This window comes from Qipengyuania atrilutea (genome assembly GCF_013370205.1).
Lineage (GTDB): Bacteria > Pseudomonadota > Alphaproteobacteria > Sphingomonadales > Sphingomonadaceae > Actirhodobacter > Actirhodobacter atriluteus.
In genome coordinates, this window is record NZ_JABWGV010000003.1 from 525,556 (window position 1) to 546,700 (window position 21,145).

At 58.8% G+C, this 21,145-nt stretch carries 16 protein-coding genes; 4 read left to right on the forward strand and 12 right to left on the reverse strand.

Translation table 11 applies throughout. From position 1 onward, the window contains the following. Nucleotides 1-23: 23 nt before the first annotated feature. The 3 genes from HUV48_RS10565 to HUV48_RS10575 all read right to left on the reverse strand — a co-directional run bounded on the left by HUV48_RS10565 (nt 24) and on the right by HUV48_RS10575 (nt 4,958). Nucleotides 24-3,128 carry a TonB-dependent receptor domain-containing protein gene (locus HUV48_RS10565; RefSeq protein ID WP_176267721.1) on the reverse strand — a complete coding sequence of 1,035 codons (3,105 nt, stop codon included), beginning with the start codon at nt 3,126-3,128 and terminating at the stop codon, nt 24-26. Nucleotides 3,129-3,387: 259 nt separating this feature from the next. After that, nucleotides 3,388-4,428 carry a hypothetical protein gene (locus HUV48_RS10570; RefSeq protein ID WP_225871637.1) on the reverse strand — a complete coding sequence of 347 codons (1,041 nt, stop codon included), beginning with the start codon at nt 4,426-4,428 and terminating at the stop codon, nt 3,388-3,390. Then, nucleotides 4,425-4,958, reverse strand: a complete 534-nt coding sequence (locus HUV48_RS10575) for a hypothetical protein (protein WP_176267722.1) — start codon at nt 4,956-4,958, stop codon at nt 4,425-4,427. Before HUV48_RS10575 ends, HUV48_RS10570 begins: the two co-directional genes overlap by 4 nt. Nucleotides 4,959-5,181: 223 nt before the next feature. Here HUV48_RS10575 and HUV48_RS10580 point away from each other — a divergent pair, with 223 nt between their 5' ends. Then, the gene (locus HUV48_RS10580; protein WP_176267723.1) at nt 5,182-8,067 is read left to right on the forward strand and encodes a TonB-dependent receptor domain-containing protein; all 2,886 of its coding nucleotides are present in this window, start codon (nt 5,182-5,184) and stop codon (nt 8,065-8,067) included. Nucleotides 8,068-8,232: 165 nt separating this feature from the next. Here HUV48_RS10580 and HUV48_RS10585 read toward each other — a convergent pair whose 3' ends face one another. The 3 genes from HUV48_RS10585 to HUV48_RS10595 are packed head-to-tail and all read right to left on the reverse strand — an operon-like array spanning nt 8,233 to nt 11,570. Next, nucleotides 8,233-9,132, reverse strand: a complete 900-nt coding sequence (locus tag HUV48_RS10585; RefSeq protein ID WP_176267724.1) for a class I SAM-dependent methyltransferase — start codon at nt 9,130-9,132, stop codon at nt 8,233-8,235. A 2-nt stretch (nt 9,133-9,134) separates the two neighbouring features. Continuing rightward, on the reverse strand, nt 9,135-10,772 hold the full coding sequence (locus HUV48_RS10590; protein WP_225871638.1) for a 2OG-Fe(II) oxygenase family protein: 1,638 nt from the start codon (nt 10,770-10,772) through the stop codon (nt 9,135-9,137). Nucleotides 10,773-10,829: 57 nt separating this feature from the next. Next, the gene (locus HUV48_RS10595; RefSeq protein ID WP_176267726.1) at nt 10,830-11,570 is read right to left on the reverse strand and encodes a 2OG-Fe(II) oxygenase; all 741 of its coding nucleotides are present in this window, start codon (nt 11,568-11,570) and stop codon (nt 10,830-10,832) included. A 131-nt stretch (nt 11,571-11,701) separates the two neighbouring features. On the opposite strand from HUV48_RS10595, the gene HUV48_RS10600 reads away from it, so the two are divergent. From HUV48_RS10600 to HUV48_RS10610, 3 genes are all read left to right on the forward strand, one after another. Beyond that, on the forward strand, nt 11,702-12,874 hold the full coding sequence (locus HUV48_RS10600) for an acetyl-CoA C-acetyltransferase (protein WP_176267727.1): 1,173 nt from the start codon (nt 11,702-11,704) through the stop codon (nt 12,872-12,874). 25 nt (nt 12,875-12,899) lie between these two features. Then, entirely contained in the window at nt 12,900-13,685 is a 786-nt protein-coding gene (locus HUV48_RS10605; RefSeq protein ID WP_176267728.1) for an SDR family NAD(P)-dependent oxidoreductase, read from the forward strand. A gap of 89 nt (nt 13,686-13,774) precedes the next feature. Continuing rightward, nucleotides 13,775-14,236: a MarR family winged helix-turn-helix transcriptional regulator gene (locus HUV48_RS10610; protein ID WP_176267729.1), complete on the forward strand. Its 462-nt coding sequence runs from the start codon at nt 13,775-13,777 to the stop codon at nt 14,234-14,236. A gap of 80 nt (nt 14,237-14,316) precedes the next feature. Here the strand turns inward: HUV48_RS10610 and HUV48_RS10615 are convergent, their stop codons facing one another. The 6 genes from HUV48_RS10615 to cpaB all read right to left on the reverse strand — a co-directional run bounded on the left by HUV48_RS10615 (nt 14,317) and on the right by cpaB (nt 21,068). Then, entirely contained in the window at nt 14,317-15,309 is a 993-nt protein-coding gene (locus HUV48_RS10615; RefSeq protein WP_176267730.1) for a type II secretion system F family protein, read from the reverse strand. A 19-nt stretch (nt 15,310-15,328) separates the two neighbouring features. Continuing rightward, nucleotides 15,329-16,300, reverse strand: a complete 972-nt coding sequence (locus HUV48_RS10620) for a type II secretion system F family protein (protein ID WP_176267731.1) — start codon at nt 16,298-16,300, stop codon at nt 15,329-15,331. A gap of 80 nt (nt 16,301-16,380) precedes the next feature. Beyond that, a complete protein-coding gene (locus HUV48_RS10625; RefSeq protein ID WP_176267860.1) occupies nt 16,381-17,658 on the reverse strand; it encodes a pilus assembly protein CpaE in 1,278 nt (425 codons plus the stop codon). After that, nucleotides 17,658-18,305, reverse strand: coding sequence for a CpaD family pilus assembly protein (locus tag HUV48_RS10630; protein WP_176267732.1), 648 nt, complete (start codon nt 18,303-18,305; stop codon nt 17,658-17,660). Before HUV48_RS10630 ends, HUV48_RS10625 begins: the two co-directional genes overlap by 1 nt. Nucleotides 18,306-18,307: 2 nt before the next feature. Next, nucleotides 18,308-19,885, reverse strand: a complete 1,578-nt coding sequence (locus HUV48_RS10635) for a type II and III secretion system protein family protein (protein WP_176267733.1) — start codon at nt 19,883-19,885, stop codon at nt 18,308-18,310. A 61-nt stretch (nt 19,886-19,946) separates the two neighbouring features. After that, complete coding sequence (gene cpaB / locus HUV48_RS10640; RefSeq protein WP_176267734.1) at nt 19,947-21,068, reverse strand: Flp pilus assembly protein CpaB; 1,122 nt, start codon at nt 21,066-21,068, stop codon at nt 19,947-19,949. Nucleotides 21,069-21,145 lie beyond the last annotated feature (77 nt).

A 21,145-nucleotide genomic window follows, 5' to 3' on the forward strand; every position in this document is an offset into this window, starting at 1 on the left:
TCTATTCGAGTGACAGTTTTGAGTTAGAACTTGAATGCAGCGTTCGCGAAGAACGTACGGCCTGCATAGTCATAGCCCGAATACAGCGGCGCGTTGCCGACGCTGCTGAACCCAACAGCCGAAATACGTGGGGGCCGTGTGTTGAAGAGGTTGCGAACGCCGAAGGTAAACTCGAAGTCCTCAACACCGACCTGAACCGACGCATTGTGCAGGAAGTAGTCATCTACTTCGAGGAGGTAGATGTCCTTGAAATCCTGGACGAGTTCTTCGTCAACTTCACCCGTCAAATTGTCAAAGGCGAAGAAGCGGTACGTCTTTTCACGGTCTCCATCGGTCCAATCAAGACCGTAGCGCAGAGTAATATTATCGAACGCGTAGGTAGCGTCGAAATTACCGACCCAATCCGGCGACGTTACGATACCATTCGCATCGTCGAGAAACTCCTCGGGGAAAAGACGCGTAGACTGTTCAGTGTACTTCGTCACATTCGCATTGAGAACAAAACGACCCGGACCGATATCGCTGGCGAAGCGACCATTAAACTCATAGCCTTTTACGATGTCTTCAGCCAAGTTTACAAAGCTACTTGTTACTTCGAGTTGGTCGTTTGCGTTACGATCGACAAAGCGGCAGAAACCAGCATTCGGGTCGAAGTTTGTGTCTTGATAACAACGGTTCAAGATCGTGCCCCCGGCCAAGTCCGCAACTCCATTTTCGACTTTTATGTCAAAATAATCGAGAGCCAGCGAAAGCGTACCGATAGACTGCGGGAGGGGCGGCCGCACGACTGCACCAACTGACCAGTTCGTTGAGGTTTCGGCTGCTAAACCGGTTTCCGCACCGCCTCGGCGCAGAACCGTGATGCCGCTGGTCTGAACGAAGTCCGCAACGTCGATCCCGACAGATGCACAGTTTGCAGCCGTGGTCTGTTCCGTGGGCGTGTAGTCGGATGGATCTGCCGGGAAGTTATCAGAGTCGCACGGATCGCTTCCTGAACCGATAAATCCACTTGTCGATCCAAGGAACTGTTCTGCCAAAGCAGGAGCACGATACGATGTGCCGTAGCTACCACGCAGACCGATGCCCCGAACAATTTCCCATTCGCCGGCAACCTTGTAGGTCACGTCACTACCATATGAATCGTAGTCCGTGTAGCGTACCGATCCGTTGAAGTTAAGATTGTAGAAGCCTGGAGTATCCGAAAGGATAGGAACGAACACTTCGCCGAATACTTCTTTGACATTGTCCGAACCCACTGTCGGCGTCGCTGCAGTCAGACCGAGCAAGTTTCCGTTAACCGAATTCTCGTCGGGCTGATCGTTGATGCGCTGCTTTCGATATTCAGCACCAAGTGCGAGTTGGACGTCACCAGCCGGGAGAGAAAACAGCGGACCATCGATTGCAGCAGCGAATGTAGTCTCTCGGAACTCTGTATTACCGATAGTATTTGCGAGGATATAGTCTCGGAATTCCTGCGGTAGCCGGCCGCCGATCGTATCAGCATTGAGGAACGGAGCCGCAACGCAATTCGGGTTGATCGCACGACTGGCGCAAACGACATTGCCGTCTGCGTCAAGTTCAACGTCGGTCGAGGCTGCCACGCGATCGATCAGGAAAGACTCCTGTTCATACGTTGCGTCATTCCACGACTTGCCCACGTAAAAATCGTAGCGCCAATCGGGAATGAAGAAGTCACCCCGAAGCCCGCCGCCGGCGCGAACATAATCAACCGTCTGGCTGGCATCTGTGTTACCGAAGCCAATGAAAGCACGCACACCGAGGAAACCGTCTCCAGTTGTCTCGTTCGGGAACGCAATAACGGAATTTTGGAATTGATCGGGTACGAGTGGGTTAATTCTGCCTGTCGGCGAGAAATCGTCATTCAGATAGATTGGGTAATCAAGAGCGAGCTGACGGAAAAGAATTGATTCCGACTTCCGGCGGGTCGCAAGAAGTTCACCATAAACTTCGGCCTGTCCAAACATGTCTAGGTCGTATGAGCCCGTTAAGAAGCCCGTATACACCTCGCGCGGCGTAATAAGGTATTCTTCTTCCTGAACCGGATTGAATGTATCACGTGTATCTAGATCGACGCCACTGAAACCGGGGGTCGGACCATTGACGTTCGACGCGTCCGGAACAAGGCGGTTAAATCTGCCGATCACACCAGTCAAACGGTCTGGAGCAGAACGGGTCGATACACCAAGAGTGTTGATTGTCACACCACCATTATCGAGGCCGAAACACTTCGGCTGGCCAGTAGCAGGATCAATATAGTCACCCGAGCCGAATTCGCTTCCTTCGCCATCAAGAAACCCCGCGATAGGGCAATCGAACCAGGGGTTGTCGTTACGAGAATATCCTTGACGCTTCGAATATTCGAGAGAGCCGATGAGGCTAAGGCGATCAGCCTGAACCCCGAACGAAGCTGCTACGCGGTAAGATGCACCCGCACCAGTTTCCGGGACATTGGTCTGAAATTCTAGATTGAGACCACGAAGCTGATCGTCGGTAATGATGTTAACGACGCCTGCAACCGCATCGGAACCGTAAACGGACGACGCGCCAGCTTTAAGCACCTCGATGCGTTCTACGATGGCGGTCGGCAAGACGTTAAGGTCGGCTGCGAGCAGTGAGCCACGTGTACCCCCAGGTGCTAGACGGCGACCGTTCAACAGGACTAGCGTACGAGCCGGGCCGAGGCCCCGCAGACCCAGCGTGTTTGCACCCGTACCACCGTCGGTTACAAATCCGGCGTAATAGTTGTTGATCTGACCTGCACCCGCAGTGACAGCGGTGCTTTGCAAAGCGTCGGTCGAGGAAGCAAAACCGCCTTGGGTAATTTCTTCGGCAGTGATGACCGTAATCGGCTCGATGGTGGAGAATTCGTCACGGCGAATACGCGAACCAGTAACAACGATTGCGTCCGGAGTATCTGCTGAAGTGTCCGCGTTGCTTAGCGCTTCTTCAGGATCACAGCGCCCATCATTGTTCTGATCAGGGCAGTCCGGAGGGTTGTCCCCTGCCTCTTGCGCCGAAACCGGCGAAGAAAACGCAAGTGCGGAAATAGCAGCACCGATAAACAGCCCTGCTTTGCCGCTAAGAACGTTATGAAAAGTTTTTGTCATTCTTAGTCCCCATAGATGCCGGCGCGACCCGGCGACATTCATGTACGTTTTGAAAACCACAACCCACAAGTTGCGAACGAAACTTTACAGATTCGTTCAATTGCCGGATGCGACTAGGGCAGGCAATGCCGGGACCGGATCAGAAACCCTTTTGAGTGTTAATGTGACATCAATGTCACAAACTCAGTAGCTTCGATAGGTTTGATGTCCCTTGCAACGAGAAGCGGGCCAGCGGCGCCCGTCCCAGCGGCGAAATGAACTACCGCAAGGTTTGCGCAGTCGGCACGGTTATTCCTATCTGATCGGCAATCAGATCGACCCAGTGACGCACTTGACCGATTTCCTCGTTAAGGATTTGGTCGTCTGCCTGCTTTCTGACCGGTCCGCCGGTTTTGGCGTGGGCTGCGAAAATCTCGGTAGCGGGCTTCGCGGTACCGATATCCAACCCACAAAAGTCGAGGACAGCTGCAATCGTCTCTTCTCGGCTGTCGTTGAAATAGTCGCCATTCAAAACTCTCAGGCGTTCGGCAAAGCGCGAGGAAGCAAGCTGGTCAAAATAACGCTGATTGAGCAGCCAAGCCGCACCTGCCGTTTGAAGATCGGTCATGGCGAAAGTCTCTTCGGGCGGCATGCCGAAATCCATTCCGGCGTAGCTTTGCATCTCCAGGTATAGTTTGCGACCCCACCGATGGCCTATAAGGCCGCGCCGACGCACGCTGCGCAGGAACGGATCGAGGGAATTCGTCATGAGAATTGCGTGAGCTTTCGGCGCAGCATCGAGCAGTTGCGGTATAAGCCGGTTCGCGTGATTGGTGGGTTTTACGAAGACTGCTTCGCCGCCCGGCCGGGCGCGAGCCAGCAAATGAAGCAGCGGTCGTATCAATCCCTTCGTCGCTTCTCCACCCGATGCAAGATCGGCAATGATTGGCGGCTCGCTCAGACCGATAGCGATCCCACGAATGTTGAGCGCGCGCGACAACAGGGTCGACCGGCAGAAAGCGGTATGAAAGATGAAATGCAGCGGGGCGTGCGGGACCGAAAACGCAGCGAGCTTATCGACGGCGATCCGAAACGTATCGCTGGGATGAGACGGGCGGTACTCGAACAGAAAACCCGCCTCCGCGAAGCGCGACTGGGGCAATCGCACGAATTCCACTTCGCCCTCTTGCAAGTCGAGGCGGTGGGGCATCCATTCCGGATTTTCCCTGATGGTGTCAAGGTCGCTCAAGGCCGTTCTTTTTCTGATTGTGGTAGTTACGCCGGTCTGTTGCGTACCCCCTGTGTTCGAGCGCAGGATCATTCAATGCGGCGCGCTTTCACTCCGGGTTTGCCGTTTATACGCAACCAGTAAGATCCGAGCGCCGCTTCTTCCAGTTCGACCGGGTCACCTACGCGCGGCTTGAACCGACGAGGAGTGTTTCTCGCGCGCCAAACGCTTCCTTCTTCTATGGTAACTTCCCAGTGATCCCTCTGCATCTGCCGAAGTCCGGTGATGCGCGACTGAAGCTTCGTGTCGACGTCATCGTCGGATGCGAAGATGCCGGTTTTCGCAGTGCTGAACCCGAAGAGACTGCGGCGTGTTTGACGGATATCCTCGGCGCGCAAAACCGTGATCTCGCCGCTTGCCTGATCGGCCAGAACGATTTCGACCTCGCGGTCGAAACATGCAAGCCGTGCGCCGTCATCAGTGATTTCGCGGCATTGGTTCAAAGTTTCCAATCGTTTTGTAGAGGTGCCAGCTTCCTGCGCAAATGCGACATCAGTTACTGAAAAGACGGTTAAGGCCGATATGCAAAATGCTATGCCCCGCTGGCGGAGAAATCTGCCCATTTGTAATATCCTTAAGAGGCTCACTGGCTCCACTGACAAAGAGTCCGGTAGCAAAGTCAACTGTGACGCCATTACCACACCAGCTGCCTTACGGACGCCCTGCCGCAGTTGTGCAATTGAACAGCACGGAACTGCTGGGTAGATGCGCCAAATTCAGGGTTACGTCTGAAACAAATTTCTTCCGGGGGCGTCACGTTCAACGCCTCGTCTAAAGGGGATTGCAATGTCGTATAATTTTTCCAAAGTCGCTCTGCTGACGAGCACGGTCATGGCGGGGGCCATGATGGCTTCGCCTGTGTATGCGCAAGCGCAGGTCGACGAAGAGCAGCGGGAGCCAGGCTTGGAAGCTGCTCCTGATGCGGATAATGCTAATTTCGCAGAGCCTATCGTCGTCACCGGGTCGCGCATTCCGCAGCGCAACGTCGATACTGCGGCTCCGGTTGCCGTGGTCAATGCTGAAGAGTTTCAGCTGTCCGGCACCGTAAACGTCGAAAACGTGATCAACTCTCTGCCGCAGGTCGTTCCGGGCACGACGTCGTTCTCCAACAACCCCGGTAACGGTTCGGCCACCCTTAACCTTCGCGGTCTCGGTGCGGCTCGTAACCTTGTTCTCGTCAACGGACGCCGGTGGGTATTCTTCGATACGGCACAGATCGTTGACCTTAACACCATTCCATCCTTCCTCATTGAATCGGTGGACGTCGTAACGGGCGGTGCTTCGGCCGTTTACGGTTCGGATGCTATTGCCGGTGTCACCAACTTCCGCCTTCGGAACGTCGAAGGTGCCGAAATTGGTGGCCAGTACGCAGTTACCGAACGCGGTGATGGCGCTAGCTACGAAATTCATGGCGCACTTGGTACTTCGTTCGACGACGGTCGCGGTAGCGCAACCGTATTTGGTGAGTATTTCAATCGTTCTTCCGTCTTCCAAGGCGATCGTGCATTTTCCAATTTCGCACTCGGCGGCGATCCCGATCTGTCACAGGGCGGTTCATCCACGCTTCCGAGCGGCGTCATTCGCTACTTTGGCGATTCCGACACGACCGGCACCGATTTTGATGCGAACGGTGCGGTGGTCTTTGACGAAGCGGGTGAATTCCGCACCCGCCAAGGTGACCTGTATAACTACGCTCCCGCCAACTATTTGCAGATTCCGCAAGAACGTTACCTCTTCGGTGGCTATGCCGATTACGAAATTGGCGCAGGACACTCGCTGTACACCGAAGTCACATATGTGAATAACCGGGTTCAGCAGGAACTTGCTGCGACGCCGGTCACGGGTGATTTCGATGTCGACCTTTCCTCGGTACAATCGTTCCTGAGTCCTGGTGACTTTGCACAGCTTCAGCAGCTCGAAGCGCAGGAAGGAGATGACGACGATGTCATCAATCTCTTCCTGCAGCGTCGTACCGTCGAGACGGGTTCGCGTAACTCGCTCGATGAGCGCAGCGCATTCCGCGTGCTCGCCGGCGTTACCGGTCCGATCACTGATACGCTGCAATACGATGCGTATTATTCGTTCGCACGGACGCGCAACTCGAACATTCAGGAAGGCAATATTTCGGCAAGCCTGTTCCAGGCTGGTTTGGACGGGACAAGTGATAACCCGATCAACATTTTTGGTCCGAACACACTGACGCCGGAAGATGTCGAAGATATCTCCATCCTTGCGCAGAACAGCGATATTTCATCGTTAGAAGTCGCAAACGCATCTATCGCTGGAACATTCGGCGACTTCGGACTCTTCGGATCTGATCCGATCGGTTTTGCAGTCGGTGGAGAGTACCGCCGCGTGGCGTCGCAGTTCATTCCGGACACCGCACTCGCTTCGGGTGACGTGATCGGTTTTAATGCGGGACAGCCTACCGAAGGTTCCTACGATGTTAGGGAAGTGTTTGCCGAACTCATAGTTCCTGTTGAGTTCGGATCCGCGCGTCTCGAACTTACGGGTGCTGGTCGCTACTCCGACTATTCGCTCGAAAACGTTGGCGGTGTCTGGACGTATGCCGGCGGTGTTGAGTTCGAACCGGTTAGCGGCGTTCTTCTTCGCGGTCAGTATCAGCGGGCTATTCGCGCACCAAACGTCGGCGAACTGTTCGGCGGTGCGGCGCTCGGCTTCCCGGCTGCTACAGACCCCTGCGCGACCTCGGCCGCCACTTCCGGAACGCTGCGTGATCTGTGTATCGCGAATGGAGTTCCCGCCGGTTCGGTTGGCGATCCAGGCCTTCAGTTGAATACTCAGATCCCGGCAACGTTTGGCGGAAACCCGGACCTGCAGGAAGAAACGTCCACTAGCTACACTTTCGGTGTCGCGTTGCAGCCTGACTTCGTTCCCGGACTTGTCATCACGGCGGACTACTTCAACATTGAGATCGAAGACGCTATTTCGACGATTTCCTTGGCTCAATCGTTGGAACTCTGCTTCAACGATGTCCAGGATCCGACAGCGAGTGCATGTGCGCCGTTCTTCAACCAAACAATCCGTAACAATGCAGGCGTCATCATCGTAGATACTGCAGTACCCCTTGGCGGCCAGAACATCGCATCGTTCGAAACGTCGGGTATCGACCTCGAGGTGAGCTATGATACGACGGCTCCGTTCTCGTTGTTCACCGACACTGGGGAATCTGGACTGAACTTCGGCTTCCTCGGAACGTGGACGGATAAGTACACTTTCAACGCCTTCCCTGGAGCCGAGGCCCTTGAATGCGCCGGATTCTTCGGCCTTCGTTGCGGTCAACCCCAGCCGGAGTTCAAGTGGACGAGCCGTGCGTCGTTGATCGACGGTCCGGTAACGGCCTCAGTTCGGTGGCGTCACCTCGGTGAAGTGGACGACGAAACGGGTGGTTTCGCAGTCGACACAATCGATAGCTATGACCTTATTGACTTGACCTTTGCGTTCGAAGCGACGGAAGAGTTCACGGTCACGTTCGGCGTCAACAACCTGTTCGACACCCTGCCGTGCTCGCCGACGTTCGAAGGCACCGTAGTGACAAGCTGCGACAATACGCTGCTTCTCGGTGACAACCAAGAGCAGGCGAATACTTACCCAAGCACCTACGACGTTCTCGGACGCCGGTTCTTCGTTTCAGCCAACTTCAACTTCTGATAGTTGCTGAACGACAAGAGTAACAATATGGGGCGGCGGACTTCGGTTCGCCGCCCTTTTTTGCGAGCAGATCGTAGCCGCTCTGTTGGCGAGGCGTGACCGTTCAACGGATAATGGAACGCCGCAATCGCAAAGCAACTGCTAGAGCGTTCCGCCAAAGCGAACCTAAAGGATCAGGAGATCCGCGAATGGAGGTTCGCCAGGCAGGGCGACCTGAGCCGTGGTCTGCTGCTGCCTGTCGTTAGCCGTAAGCTCGGCTAGCAAACTTTGCCGATCGTCTGCCACCTCGGACGCTTTCTCGAGCGATGCGATGCGTCCTAGTTCACTTTGCGCTTGCGCCTCAATGAACTTCAAGGTGTCGATCAGCTTGCGACGCGGTCCGCTCGGCCCCAGAAGGAGCGTCCGACGGACCGATTCCGCTAATTCCCATGCTACCGATACTTGGCCGTACCGCCGCCGCCCCTCCTCAGCCATACCGGCGGCAAAGCTTATTGCTTCTTCTGAAAGTGAATTGTCGGACGGTAGCATTGCGATTACGGTTCCGAACAAGCCGCGCTCGGTAATGGCCCAACTCAATTGCTCTGCGCGCTTTCGATTATGTGACAGGATTGGGCCATCACCGCGATGGACCATGAAACCGATCGGCCCGCCAGGCTTTAATACGCGCAGTATCTCGCGGGAAACCTCAGCCGTGTCCCCATATTCGAAACCGAACAGGCTCACCACGGCATCGAACTGGCTCTCGTCAAAGGGCAGTGCCTCCATGGACACGCCGCCGAGCAACTGAACGCCATCCGAACCTTTGGGCAGCGGCTCGGCGACATCTATGCCGACAATCGTTACATCGCTGCGGATGGCGCGCAGCATCTCGGGAAGTTTGCCGAAACCAGTTGCGAGATCCAGAACGCGTGCCTCTAACGGCAGAAGCGCACTAAAATCGGCCCAAGCATCGAATTGAGCGCGGCTAATTGCGTCCCACTGCTGCGAGACCACTCCGGGCGTTCGCACCGTGCGTTGTCGATCCCAGAAAGCCTTCCAGACCTTTTCCTTCCGTACCTTGTCCATCACTACCTCCCGGTTGGCACGACATCAAACGCCACCGTCAGCCGTTCGGCGGAGCGAAATGGTGTAGTGCCATGGTACACGGTGCTGGGAAACAAGGCGAGGTGCCCTTCGACCGGCCTGATCGTGCGAAGAGGCGGTAAGTCGAGCCCAAGGTCCGTTTTCGGTCGACCGATTTCCAGCCACCCTTCTTGCTCTGGTCCGCTTGCCGCTTCGGGAACGACTAGATACAGCGCGGAAGAAACGATGCCCTGAGGATGGATGTGTGCTGTGTGATGATCTCCGCCGCCCGTGAGCCTGACGGACCATGATCCTGCCAGTTCCCATTGTGCATCGCAGTGCCGCAGGAGAGGGTGATCCGGATCGGTTTGGGGAAGGCCAGCGCGGTACTCCGCCAAAGTTTCAGTAATCGCAATCTCTAACTCGGCAAAAACCGGCTCTCTACGATGAAATAGAATGCCGCGCGTTTGCGTTCCGCCGCGCAAACTTTGGCCAAGCGGCATCGCCGAGCCACGGTGCAACCGGCGTAGCTCCGCCGCGCAATTCTCAATTAGCTTATCGGGCCCGCGGAGCCGCAACGTTTGAACGAGCCCTTCCTGCTCATGTAACCAGTGCGCTCTAGGGTCGTCCGTCAGTCGCCACGCAATACCGCGCAGCGCCCAACCCGAAATGTTCCACGGATCGTTCGTAAGCACTTGATCTAAAAGCGCCTGCGCTCGCGCAAGATCGCGTCCGCGCAAGGCATGGCGCGCTTCGTATAGCGCGCGGCCCGGCACGTACCCGGGCAGGGCCGCAAACAGCGCCTCAGCTTCGTCCCACCGGCCGGAGGTTCCGATATGAACAGCCTCCTGCAACGCGAAATACGGTTCATTCGGAAATCGAAGCCGGGCAGCAGCAGCTACTTCGGAGGCCTGCGCATCGCGGTCGAGACCGACAAGCGTAGCGATATGACCTACCGCGATGTTAGCATCTTGCGGAGCTTTCTGCGCGGCGTTCACGAAGGGCGCTGTGAAATCTTCCTCCCCTGCAGCCAACAACAGTCCGCTCAAGAACTCCAGTCCCGGTAGATATGTTGGTGCCTGCGAGCAGATTTGTTCGGCAAGGGTGCGGGCACTGTCGGGATCGCCCTCAGCGTCCAAAGCTTGCGCCTTCCCAAGCCAAAGATCGATTTTCTTTGGATTAGCGGCAAGCGCCCGATCGAACCGGGATGGGGCGGCCGCCTCACCGCGCTCCAAGGCGACCCGAGCGCGTCCGTGCAAACCCTTCGCATGGCGCGGGTCGAGCACAAGAACTTTATCGTACCACCGCGCAGCCTGCGCCATTTCTCCTAAAGCACGATGTGACGCGCCGCGCAGGCTGGCATAACGAGGGACGTCACGGCCGGAACGTTCGAGGGGGGCAAGCACGGTTAGCGCTGCGCGGTGGCGACCGAGACGTTGCAGGGCGACTGCATGGTTGAGCGCAAAATCAGGGAAATCGGGTTGCAACTGGGCCGCTTCCCGAAACCGCAACTCGGCAGTAATCGCATCACCGGCTTTTAACGCAAGATCGCCGGCTGTATCGGCTAATAACGCATCCTTAGGGGAGGCTGCATACGCATGATCGGCAATCGCCCGCGCCGCAATCAGATCGCCGCGCTGCATGGCGCTGCGTATTTGATTTAACGTTTCTCCCCGGGTCATCGATGGTTGCTCCTAGCACTACCGATCGCGGAACCATCCGCTTATCGAAATGCGTCCCTGCGGAGCGTGCGGTGGAACGTAGCTTACTGCATGATGCTGCGGCACGGTGAACAGGTTCAGTGTATTGAAACGGGGCAGGTAGCCATCGATGACGTCGCCCTCGTCATCGTAGAACAGGAGATAGCCGCCCCAATCGGGATGCCACTTCATGCTCGTCATGTTAAGGACGTAAGCGATGGTCCAGCCCTCGTCCAACTGTTGATCCTGATGGCGTCCGAGAAAGTGATTGGGTCCGAAAAGGGTCGTTTGACCGTCGGCTTTCACGAGTTCCGGGCGGCGCGTCACTTTGCGAACAAGTTCGAGAAACGGCTCGGTATTTATATGTTCGATTAATATCTCATGCAGGCCGCCGGGGTTCCATCGTTCCTTGTAAGCTTTGACGAGTGGATAACGCGCATAGCGGAAGGCGTAATCTCCTCGCGCGGCTGCATCATGAACCTGTTTCAGAATGGCCTGAGCCTCGGTGGCAGTCGATTGCTGTCGTAGTTCTTCCATGCGGAAGTCGCGCGGCGTTCCGTCTGCTGCCTGAGCCGCCATTCCCCATGGCGTTTGTTCCGCCAGGGCCCTGCGCAGTGCTTCGGCAGAGGCTTCAGTCAGGACATTTCTTATTTGAATGCGCTGTATAGGGGCATAGGCTTCAGCCAGCGCATCGGTATCAAGATCGCTGCTGACCTCGAAAATGTTGATTGGCTCGGACATGCTGTTGTGATTGGTATAATGCACGCTTCATTGCAACCATCGCTCACGATCGCCTTTGAGCTGCGCCTTGACGTCAACGGAAACCAACCATAAACGAGTGGCAAACAGCAACCTTTAAATCGGAGAGGCCTATGCCAGCCGCCTATATCGTCGATGCCGTTCGCACTGCAGGGGGCAAGCGGGGCGGGCGCCTTGCGGGTGTCCACCCGGTTGACCTCGCTGCGAAGTCTCTCGATGCACTCGTAAAGCGGACCGGTGTCGACCCAGCGGCAGTTGAGGACGTGATAATGGGCTGTGTGATGCAGGCGGGCGAGCAGTCCTTCCAGGTTGGCCGCAACGCGGTGCTCGCATCGAAGACCTTGCCCGAATCCACTCCCGCCGTGACCATCGACCGGCAGTGCGGTTCGTCGCAGCAGGCGATCCAGTTCGCCGCGCAGGCGATCATGAGCGGGACGCAGGACGTCGTGATCGCGAGCGGTATTGAAAGCATGAGCCGCGTTCCGATGGGTTCGACCGGCAGCTTTCACATGAAAGAGGGGCTGGGGCACTACAAGTCGCCGGGCCTTGAAGAGAAGTATCCGGATGTAATGTGGTCGCAGTTCGTCGGTGCCGAGATGGTCGCCAAGAAGCACGATCTCTCCAAGGATCAGCTCGACGAATTTTCCCTAGAAAGTCACCGGAAGGCCGCTCGTGCCACCAAAGCAGGCGCGTTCGACAAGGAGATCGTGCCGGTCGAAATCGAGACTGCGGACGGCGAGGAAATGCACACCGTCGACGAAGGCATCCGGTTCGATGCCAGCCTTGAAGGTATCGCTTCGGTCAAGAAACTGTCGGAAGAGGGTGTCATTACCGCTGCTTCCGCAAGCCAGATCTGCGACGGATCGAGCGCGGTCCTGATCGTCTCGGAAGAAGCGTTGAAGGCGCACGGGCTTACCCCGATGGCGCGCATCCACAACATTACCGTCACCGCGGGCGATCCGGTCATCATGCTTGAAGAACCGCTATTCGCAACCGACAGGGCGTTGAAGCGGGCGGGGATGAGCATTGGCGACATCGACCTGTACGAGGTCAATGAAGCCTTCGCCCCGGTTCCCCTCGCGTGGCTGAAGCACACCGGTGCCGATCCGGAACGGCTCAACGTCAACGGCGGCGCGATCGCGCTCGGTCATCCGCTCGGCGCGAGCGGTACCAAGTTGATGGCGACACTGGTTCACGCGCTGAAGGCGCGCGGCAAGAAATACGGGTTGCAGACGATGTGCGAAGGCGGCGGCGTCGCCAACGTGACGATCGTCGAGGCGCTGTAAATCATACTGAATTGAGAGGAATGTCATGGAAGTTTCAGCAAACACGCCCGCCGTCGTAACAGGCGGTGCGTCCGGGCTCGGCGCGGCCACAGCGCGTGCGCTCGCAGCGAAGGGCGCCAAGGTCGCGATCTTCGATATGAACGAAGAGAAGGGCAATGCGATGGCCGAGGAACTTGGCAGCGTCTTCTGCAAGGTCAACGTGACAAGCGACGAAGATGTCGATGCGGGCTTTGCCAAGGCGCGCGACGCGCACGGGCAGGAGCGTATTCTCGTCAATTGCGCGGGGATCGGCAACGCAATCAAGACCGCCAGCCGCGACAAGCAGACGGGCGAGATAAAAAGCTTTCCTGTTAGCGCGTTCGATTTCGTGGTGCAGGTGAACCTCATTGGCACCTTCCGCTGCATCGCCAAGTCGGCGGCGGGCATGATGACACTCGACCCGCTTACCGACGAGGGCAATCGCGGTGCGATCGTCAACACGGCTTCCGTGGCAGCCGAAGACGGTCAGATTGGTCAGGCCGCATACTCTGCGTCGAAAGCCGGCGTGGTCGGCATGACCTTGCCGATTGCTCGCGACTTGATGAACGAGGGGATACGCGTGAACACGATCCTGCCCGGCATCTTCCATACGCCTCTGCTAATGGGTCTGCCCGAAAAAGCGATCGAGGCGCTCAATGCCAGCGTTCCGTTTCCCAAGCGCCTCGGCAATCCCGAAGAATACGCCAAGCTCGCCATGTGCATGATCGAAACGAACTATTTCAACGGCGAGGACGTGCGCCTCGACGGCGCGATCCGCATGGCTCCGCGATAGTAAAGTCCGAACTTCGGCTCTGCGCTGCAGCCGCGGAGCCGAAAGTTACCGCACTTGCCAAGCACCGGTGACCTTTTACAGATCGCCGAATGGAAAGCGAAACGGACACGGAATACCTGCAGGACTTCCTGCCTTATCAGCTATCGGTGGCTTCGAATGCGGTCAGCGCCCGGATAGCGGAGCAGTACCGCTGCCGGTTCGACCTCAAGATGACCGAATGGCGCATCATGGCCGTATTAGGTGACGGAGGCGGCCCGACACAGCGGCAACTCGTGGACTTGACCCTGCTCGACAAGGTCGCGGTCAACCGGGCCTGCAAGACGCTGACCGATCGTGGTCTGATCGAGCGAAAACCCAACACGGACGACGGGCGGTCGCATCTGCTCGATCTGACAGATGAAGGCCGCGCGATCCATGCGCAGATCATGCCGCTCGCCCGGCGCATCGAGCGAGAGCTTTTCGAGGACTTTTCAGCTGCCGAGCGAAAGGAGCTCCAGGGGTTCTTGCAGCGGTTGCGGGAGCGTGCCGGCAGCCTCACGGCGGACGACTGACCCCTTCTAGCCGCGAATAGGAAAGGGCCGACCGGACGTATTCCGATCGGCCCTTTTCTTTTGCTCGCGGCGCGGGCCTTTCAGAGCATCGCGTCCGAGATCGAGCAGGCTGCCGGGCCAAGGATCACGATGAACAGCACGGGCAGAATGAACATGATAAGCGGGATGGTCATGATGGCCGGCAGGCGCGCCGCCTTTTCCTCTGCGCGCATCATGCGCTCGTTACGGAACTCGGCCGACAACACGCGCAGCGCGGAGGCGAGCGGCGTACCGTAGCGTTCGGTCTGGACCATCGTCGTGACTACGCCTTTGACCGCCTCGAGGTCGACGCGGTAGGCCAGATTGTCGAATGCCTGCTTGCGTTCGTTGAGGAACGACAGCTCGATCGAAGTGAGGGCAAATTCCTCGCCCAGTTCCGGATAGGCGCGGCCCAGTTCCTTCGAGACTCGGTTGAAGGCGGCGTCGACCGTAAGGCCTGCTTCGGCGCAGATTACCAAAAGGTCGAGAGCGTCCGGCAGACCCTTGCGAATGGCGTCGGTACGCTTCTTCGCGATGTTCTTGAGGTAGACTTCCGGCCCCTTGTAGCCTCCCATGACGGCAGCGGCGAACGCCATGAAGCGCTTGAATGCACTCCAGTCCGGATACCAGTCGAAGACGTAGAGCACCAGGCCCGCTGCGGTACCGAGTACGAGCGGCAGGACGATGCGAAGCCCGATTACGACGACGGCAAGATCCTTGTTGCGGATACCGGCGTGAGCGAGCTTCTGCTGGACGTCCTTGATCTGGCTGTCCTGCAGCACTTTCATGCTCGCAAGCGTTTCCTTGATCTTCTCGGTCGTGTCGGTCTTGCGGACCAGGCTCTGACGCTTCTTCGCGCTGGCCGTGACGATGCCCGCCTTGAGTTCCTCGCGCCGGGCATTGAGCGTTTTCACGCGCTTCGCCATCGGGTCGCGAACCGTAACGGCAGCGTAGATCGCGATGAGTACGGCGAAGGCTGCAATGCCTGCAAGGACACTGCCGACGAGTAGGACGTCGACACCGAGGAGCGTGGGACCGGTTCCTGTTTGGGTCATGATACTTACCTGTCCTCGCTCAGATTTCGAAGCTGACCATCTTGGCCATGATGAATGCGCCGAGGCTCATCCACACAAGGCCGCCGAGGCCGGTCACGATCAGGCGCTCATCGGTGAAGAAGCCGCCGATGTAGCTGGGGTTGATCCACCAGATCATGGTGAAGACCATGAAGGGGAGGGCGCCAACGATGTAGGCGGACGCCTTGGATTCCGAGCTCATCGCGCGGATTTTCATCTTCATCTGCGCGCGTTTGCGCAGCACGTCCGAAAGGTTCGACAGCGTCTCGGCAAGGTTACCGCCGGTTTCGCGCTGGATGGCGAGCGTGATGCAGAAGAAGTTGAACTCGGGAATGCCGAGCCGGTCTGCGGTGTCCTGCAGCGATTCTTCCATCGTGCGGCCGATCTTGATCCGCTCCACGATGGCTTTGAATTCCTGGCCCACCGGACCAGGGACTTCCTGCGCGACGACCTGCAGCGTTTCGGTCACGGGAAGGCCCGAGCGAAGGCCGCGGACGAGCAGCTCGATCCCGTCGGGAAATTTCGCGTTGAAGGCATTGGTGCGCTTGTTGATCATGAAATTCACGACCAGGTGCGGCAATCCCGCGCCGATCAGCAGGCCAACGAACCCGGACAGTGCCGCTGAACCGGACTTCAGGAAGAGGATCAGGGCCACGAACAGTCCGACCGCCAGCGACGCGTAGAGGTACTGCGAAACCGTCCACGTCTTGCCCGTGCGGTCGAGCCGCAATGCCAGTGCCTCCGCTTTGGAGCGCGAGCCGGCAGCGTGGTTTAGCTTCGGTTTGCGCGAGGCGATCGCTTTCTTCAGCTGCGATTCGACTTTTGTCTGCGCGCTTTCCGAATGGCGATAGCGGACCGCCTGAAGGCGGCGCTGCGTCGCTTTCGACGCCGACGGGCCAGCCAGGACGTAATACACGATCGCCATGAAGGCTACGAGGCCGCCAGCCATCAGTATCGTTTGCATCACGCTCATCGCTTCACTCCGCCCCGTTCCGTTTCATTCGTTCGAAGTGGGCGGTGGCGGGCGTTTCTGCCTGCCGCCGCCCCCTTGTCTCAAGCGTCCGCTTTCGCTTTCGGCTTGTCCTTCTTCGCCATCAGCGATTTGATGTCGAAAGCGCTGAGCAGCGATTTCTTGCCGTCCGCACCGCCTTCGCCGTCCTCGGCGCTCGATCCGAGGATATGCTCCGCGACCTGTGCGATGACGCTGGTCGACTTGTTTGACGCATTGGCCTGCGCGAAAGGCTGACCCAGCTTTGCCGCGTTGGCAGCCGCCTTCTGGTCGAACGGGATCAGGAAATCGACCTTGCGCTCGATGGAGGCTTCGAAGTCGGACTTGCTGATTTCGGTCGCGGCGGGCGAGATCTTGTTGGCGACGACTAGCGGCATTGCGTGCGATGCGTTCGTCTTCAGCCAGGATAGAACCCGGATGGTGTCGCGGGCCGAGGCCAGCGTCATGTCGCAGGTCACGACCACCACGTTCACGTCGTTGAGCAGATGCGGGAAGTTGATCAGCATGTTTCGCGGAAGATCGATCAGCGTCATTTCGAACGCCTGGCGGAACTCTTCCTCGAGCTGCAGGAATGCCGCTCCATCCGTCATGAGCGGCGAATTGATCGGCGCTTCTGCGGAAAGGATCGCGAGGTTGTCGTTCGCCCGGATCATGGCCCGTTCGATGAAGAGTCCGTCGATACGGCTCGGATTGTCGATCGCGTCGGTCAGGCCGCGGCCCGGCTCGAGGTCGAGCGCAAGTGCGCCGGTCCCGAAGTGAATGTCGAGATCGAGCAAAGCCGTCGGCAGGTTGTGCTTCGTGCTGAAAAGGTAGCCGAGCGAGGTCGTCAGCATGGAGGCACCGACGCCGCCGCGCGTACCGATGATCGCAGTCGAGATGTGGCGCGTGACCGCATCGGGATCGCTGTTCTTCGGTGCGTTGAAGATGGCCTGCGCCTGATTGAGCGCATCGCGTACCTGGCTCGCCGAAAGCGGCTTTAGCAGGTAGTCGTGGATGCCGCTCGCAAGCAGGTCGCGGTAGAGGCGCACGTCGTTGACCTGGCCGATGGCGATGACTACCGTGCCGGGCTCGCAAACTTCTGCCAGTGCGTTGATGTCGTTGAGCGGATCGCCGCTTTCCGACAGATCGACCATCAGAATGTTCGGACTCGCCGAGACGGACAGGGACTGGATCGCATTGCGCAGACCGCCCTTGTTGCACTTTTCCGGCTGCCAGCCGAGTTCGATGACGACCGGACGCAGAACGTCGAGCGCACCTTCGTCGCAGATGAAAGCGGCGAAGGAATCGCGGTTACCGCCATTAGGTTTCCACTGTGCACTCATCATTCGCCTCCCTGCGTAGCGCTGCCGCCCAGACCGCCGCTTCCGCTGGGCGTGCTGGAACGATAGCTGTCGATGGCCCGTGTCTGGCCGGTCAGAATGGTTTCGCCCGAGCCTTCCTGCCCTGCGATCAGATCTTCTGGGTTGGCGATCATCGCGGCGATGTTGCTGTTGACCGCGCAGCCGAAGTTGGGGTGAACGCCGTTCGTGTAGTTCAGATCGGTCTTGACCGACCAGTTGGGGCAGTTCGGGACCGAAGCGTCCGAACGCGTCACGACGATGCGCGAAACGCCGGGATCGACCGATCCGCTCGTTACCGGAGCGCCCTCGCTGAGCAGGATGCCGCGGCGGGCCGCCAGTTCGGCGATGTCGTCGCGGGTTGCCGGGTTCTCGACCGGATCGTCGACGAAGACGCGGTCGCCGTAGCGAAGGCCCATCGTCTCGAACCAGTCCTGCACGCGGCGCTGTTCGTTGATGGTAAGGCCGTCGGCGCCGGACCGCACGTCGAGCGTGTAGTTGGCCCGTTCGACGATCGGCTGGTTCGTGCTATACAGCGAGCGGTTCTCAGGCATTCCGCCACAGCTTGCGAGCGTTACCCCGATACCGAGCGCGGCTGCGCGAAGCAGGTTCTGTTTGAGTAGAGACGCCATGTTCATTCCCCTTCCGTGCCGAAGCTGAAGCCGGGTTTCAGGGCTTCCGCACGGCGTTCCACCTTGCGCTCGTCGTTCTTGCCGGGGGCGACCGGACCCTGGCCCGTGTAGGATACGCCCGGACCGGTGTCCGCTTCGCCTGCCGCCCGAGGCATGGGCCGCGATGCGCCCGAAACCCCGTCGTTATCCTTGTAGAGGATGTGCTGCTGAAGCAGGTTGGGTGAGCGGTAGCCGTCGGTCGGCAGCTTGATCTCGTTGCCGTTCACTGGCTTCACCAGATAGGGCGTCACGACGATCACGAGTTCGGTTTCGCCCTTCTGGAAGTTCGTCGAGCGGAACAGGTTGCCGATGATCGGAATATCGCCCGCACCCGGAGCTTTGTTGATCGTGCTCTGCGATGAGCTCGACATCAGGCCTGCAATCATGAAGCTTTGGCCGGAACCCAATTCCACCGTGGTTTCCGCGCGGCGGATGGTGAGGCCGGGGATGTTGAATCCGTCGACCACGATCGCGCCTTGGTTCGAAAGCTCGGACACTTCGGGACGTACGCGGATCGAGATGCGGCCGTTCGCCAGCACTGTCGGCGTATAGGCGAGGCTCACGCCGAACCGGCGGAAGCTGATCGATGTCGCACCGAAGCCCTGGCTCATGGGGATCGGAAATTCACCGCCCGCGAGGAAGTCAGCGGTTTCACCAGAAAGCGCAGTGAGGTTCGGCTGCGAAAGCGTGGTTACGAGCCCCTGCCGTTCGGCGAGGTCGAGTGCTCCGAGAAGGTCCAGACCGAGGAAGCGGGTCAAAGCGCCGATCGTCGTCCCCGAACCGTTCGTGCGGATGGCGGTGCCCGGCACTTCCGTACCGTCGGCAAGTTCGCCGGCTACTGCAGTCGCACCCGGACCGATTGCCAGCGGGCCACCAGTGTTGAACTGATTGGTGATGACCCGGCCGTTACCGATCCCGAAGCGGAAGCCGCTCGAGGTGTCGATCGTTTGCAGATTGCCGCCGATCGCCCGGACGAGCGAACGGCTGACTTCCGCGAACTTGACTTGCAGGTTGACCTGCAGCGGTGTCGCCATTTTGAGGCGGCTGATCACGTTGACGCTGTCGCCCGTGAACGCTTCGACCAGGCGCTGCGCTTCGGCAACGTCTTCCGGAGCGGCAACTGCGCCGGTCAGAAGCACCGTGTTCGAACCCATGGTCGAAACGGCAATGCGTGCTTCCGGCATCGCCAGCGCCAGCATCTGGTCGATACTGTCGATGTTGGAGCCTACGCGGACATTGGCCGACCAGATGATGTCGCCGGCCGCGTTGTTGGCGTATATCGTCGTCTCGCCGCCGCCGCGTCCCATGACGTAGAGCTGCCGGCGCGACTTGACCTGAACGTCGGCGATCCCCTCGTTGGCGACGAAGACGTCGGTCATCGAGCCGGGAACGGTGATAAGCTGGCCCTTGCCGATCGACAGGATGATTTCCTGTGCCGGTTCGGTCACCGCCTGGGCGGTCGCCGGGGCGGTAGGCATACCGGCCAGCGGCGCAAGGGCCAGTCCGGCAAGCAGCATAGTGAAAGTACGGCGGCGTTTCATTGTATTGCCCCTCACGTTCGAATTCTTGCTTAAAGCGTTGTGTGTTGCGCGGATCATGGCGTCAGCGGACAGTCGCGCCAGTCGAAGCTCCGACCGTTGCGCCAGCTTCTTCCATCTGACGGGCCTGCGAGCGCAGAGCGGCATCCATCATTTGTTCGAAGGCGTTCTGCTGGCGCTCACCGCCGACGACCGAGCCGTTACGCGATACCGGAACTTCCTGCGTATTGTTGCCGCGGGTGACGCGGATCACGGGACCCTTGGGTGCCTGCGCTACCGCTGCCGGAGTACCGCCCTGTGCCGCTTCCGGACGGCGGCGACGGTTGAGCTGCTCGAAGCGCGATACGTCGGCACCGGTCGAGTAGGTCGTGCGGCCGTCGGAAGGCTGGCTTGCAGCCTGGCGCAATAGACGCTCTTCCTCGTCGGGCGATGCGCCTTCGGGGACGACGACCGTGCCCGATGCGATGGCTTTCTCGAGGTCGGCTTCGCTGTCGGCGATCGACCGGAGCGACAGGCTCAGCGTTCCGAGGGTCTGCGCAACCGAGAGCTTTTCGGCGATCCGCGGCGTCACTTCGAAGGTGATGTTGCGGAAGGTGCGGACGACAGTCTTGCCGTCCTTGGTCAGCTGCTCGGTGTTCTTGTCGGTCGCCAGCACGCGAAGGTTACGGATGATGGTTTCCGTGGCTTTCAGCGTATCACCGTCTTCGTTGGCAACGGTTTGCGTCAGCATCAGGTCGACGCGGTCGCCAGGGAAGACGAAGCCGGCGACAGCGGTCTTGGCGGACACGGGTACCGTGACGGCGCGCATGCCGGGGGAGAGGGCTGCTGCGAGGAAGCCGCGGTCGCCCGGGCTGACCAGGACGCCTTGCGTTACCGGCTCACCTGCGGTGATCGGATAGCGAACGACCGTTCCGAGAAGGGCGTTGAGGTCCGTTTCACCGTCGATGAAGTAGGCGTTCTGAACCAGCTCTTCCGGCCATTCCTGGAACTGGAGAGCGTCGGCGGTAATGATCGTACCGAGCGGCAGGGCGCGCTGGGCAACCAGTACGCGCGGGCCTTCCTTCACGGCGGGAGCAGCTTCGGCTTGCGGCGCACCTGCGCCTGCAAACATGCTGCGAACCATCAAAGCAGAACCGATGGCGACGACAAGCGCACCAATCAGCAGAACCAGTTTCTTCTTGTCCATGGCTATACTAGCCCCCTCGTATCGGCCCGATATCCAACATACGGGCATTTATGGTTGCCGGGCATAAACCCCCAATG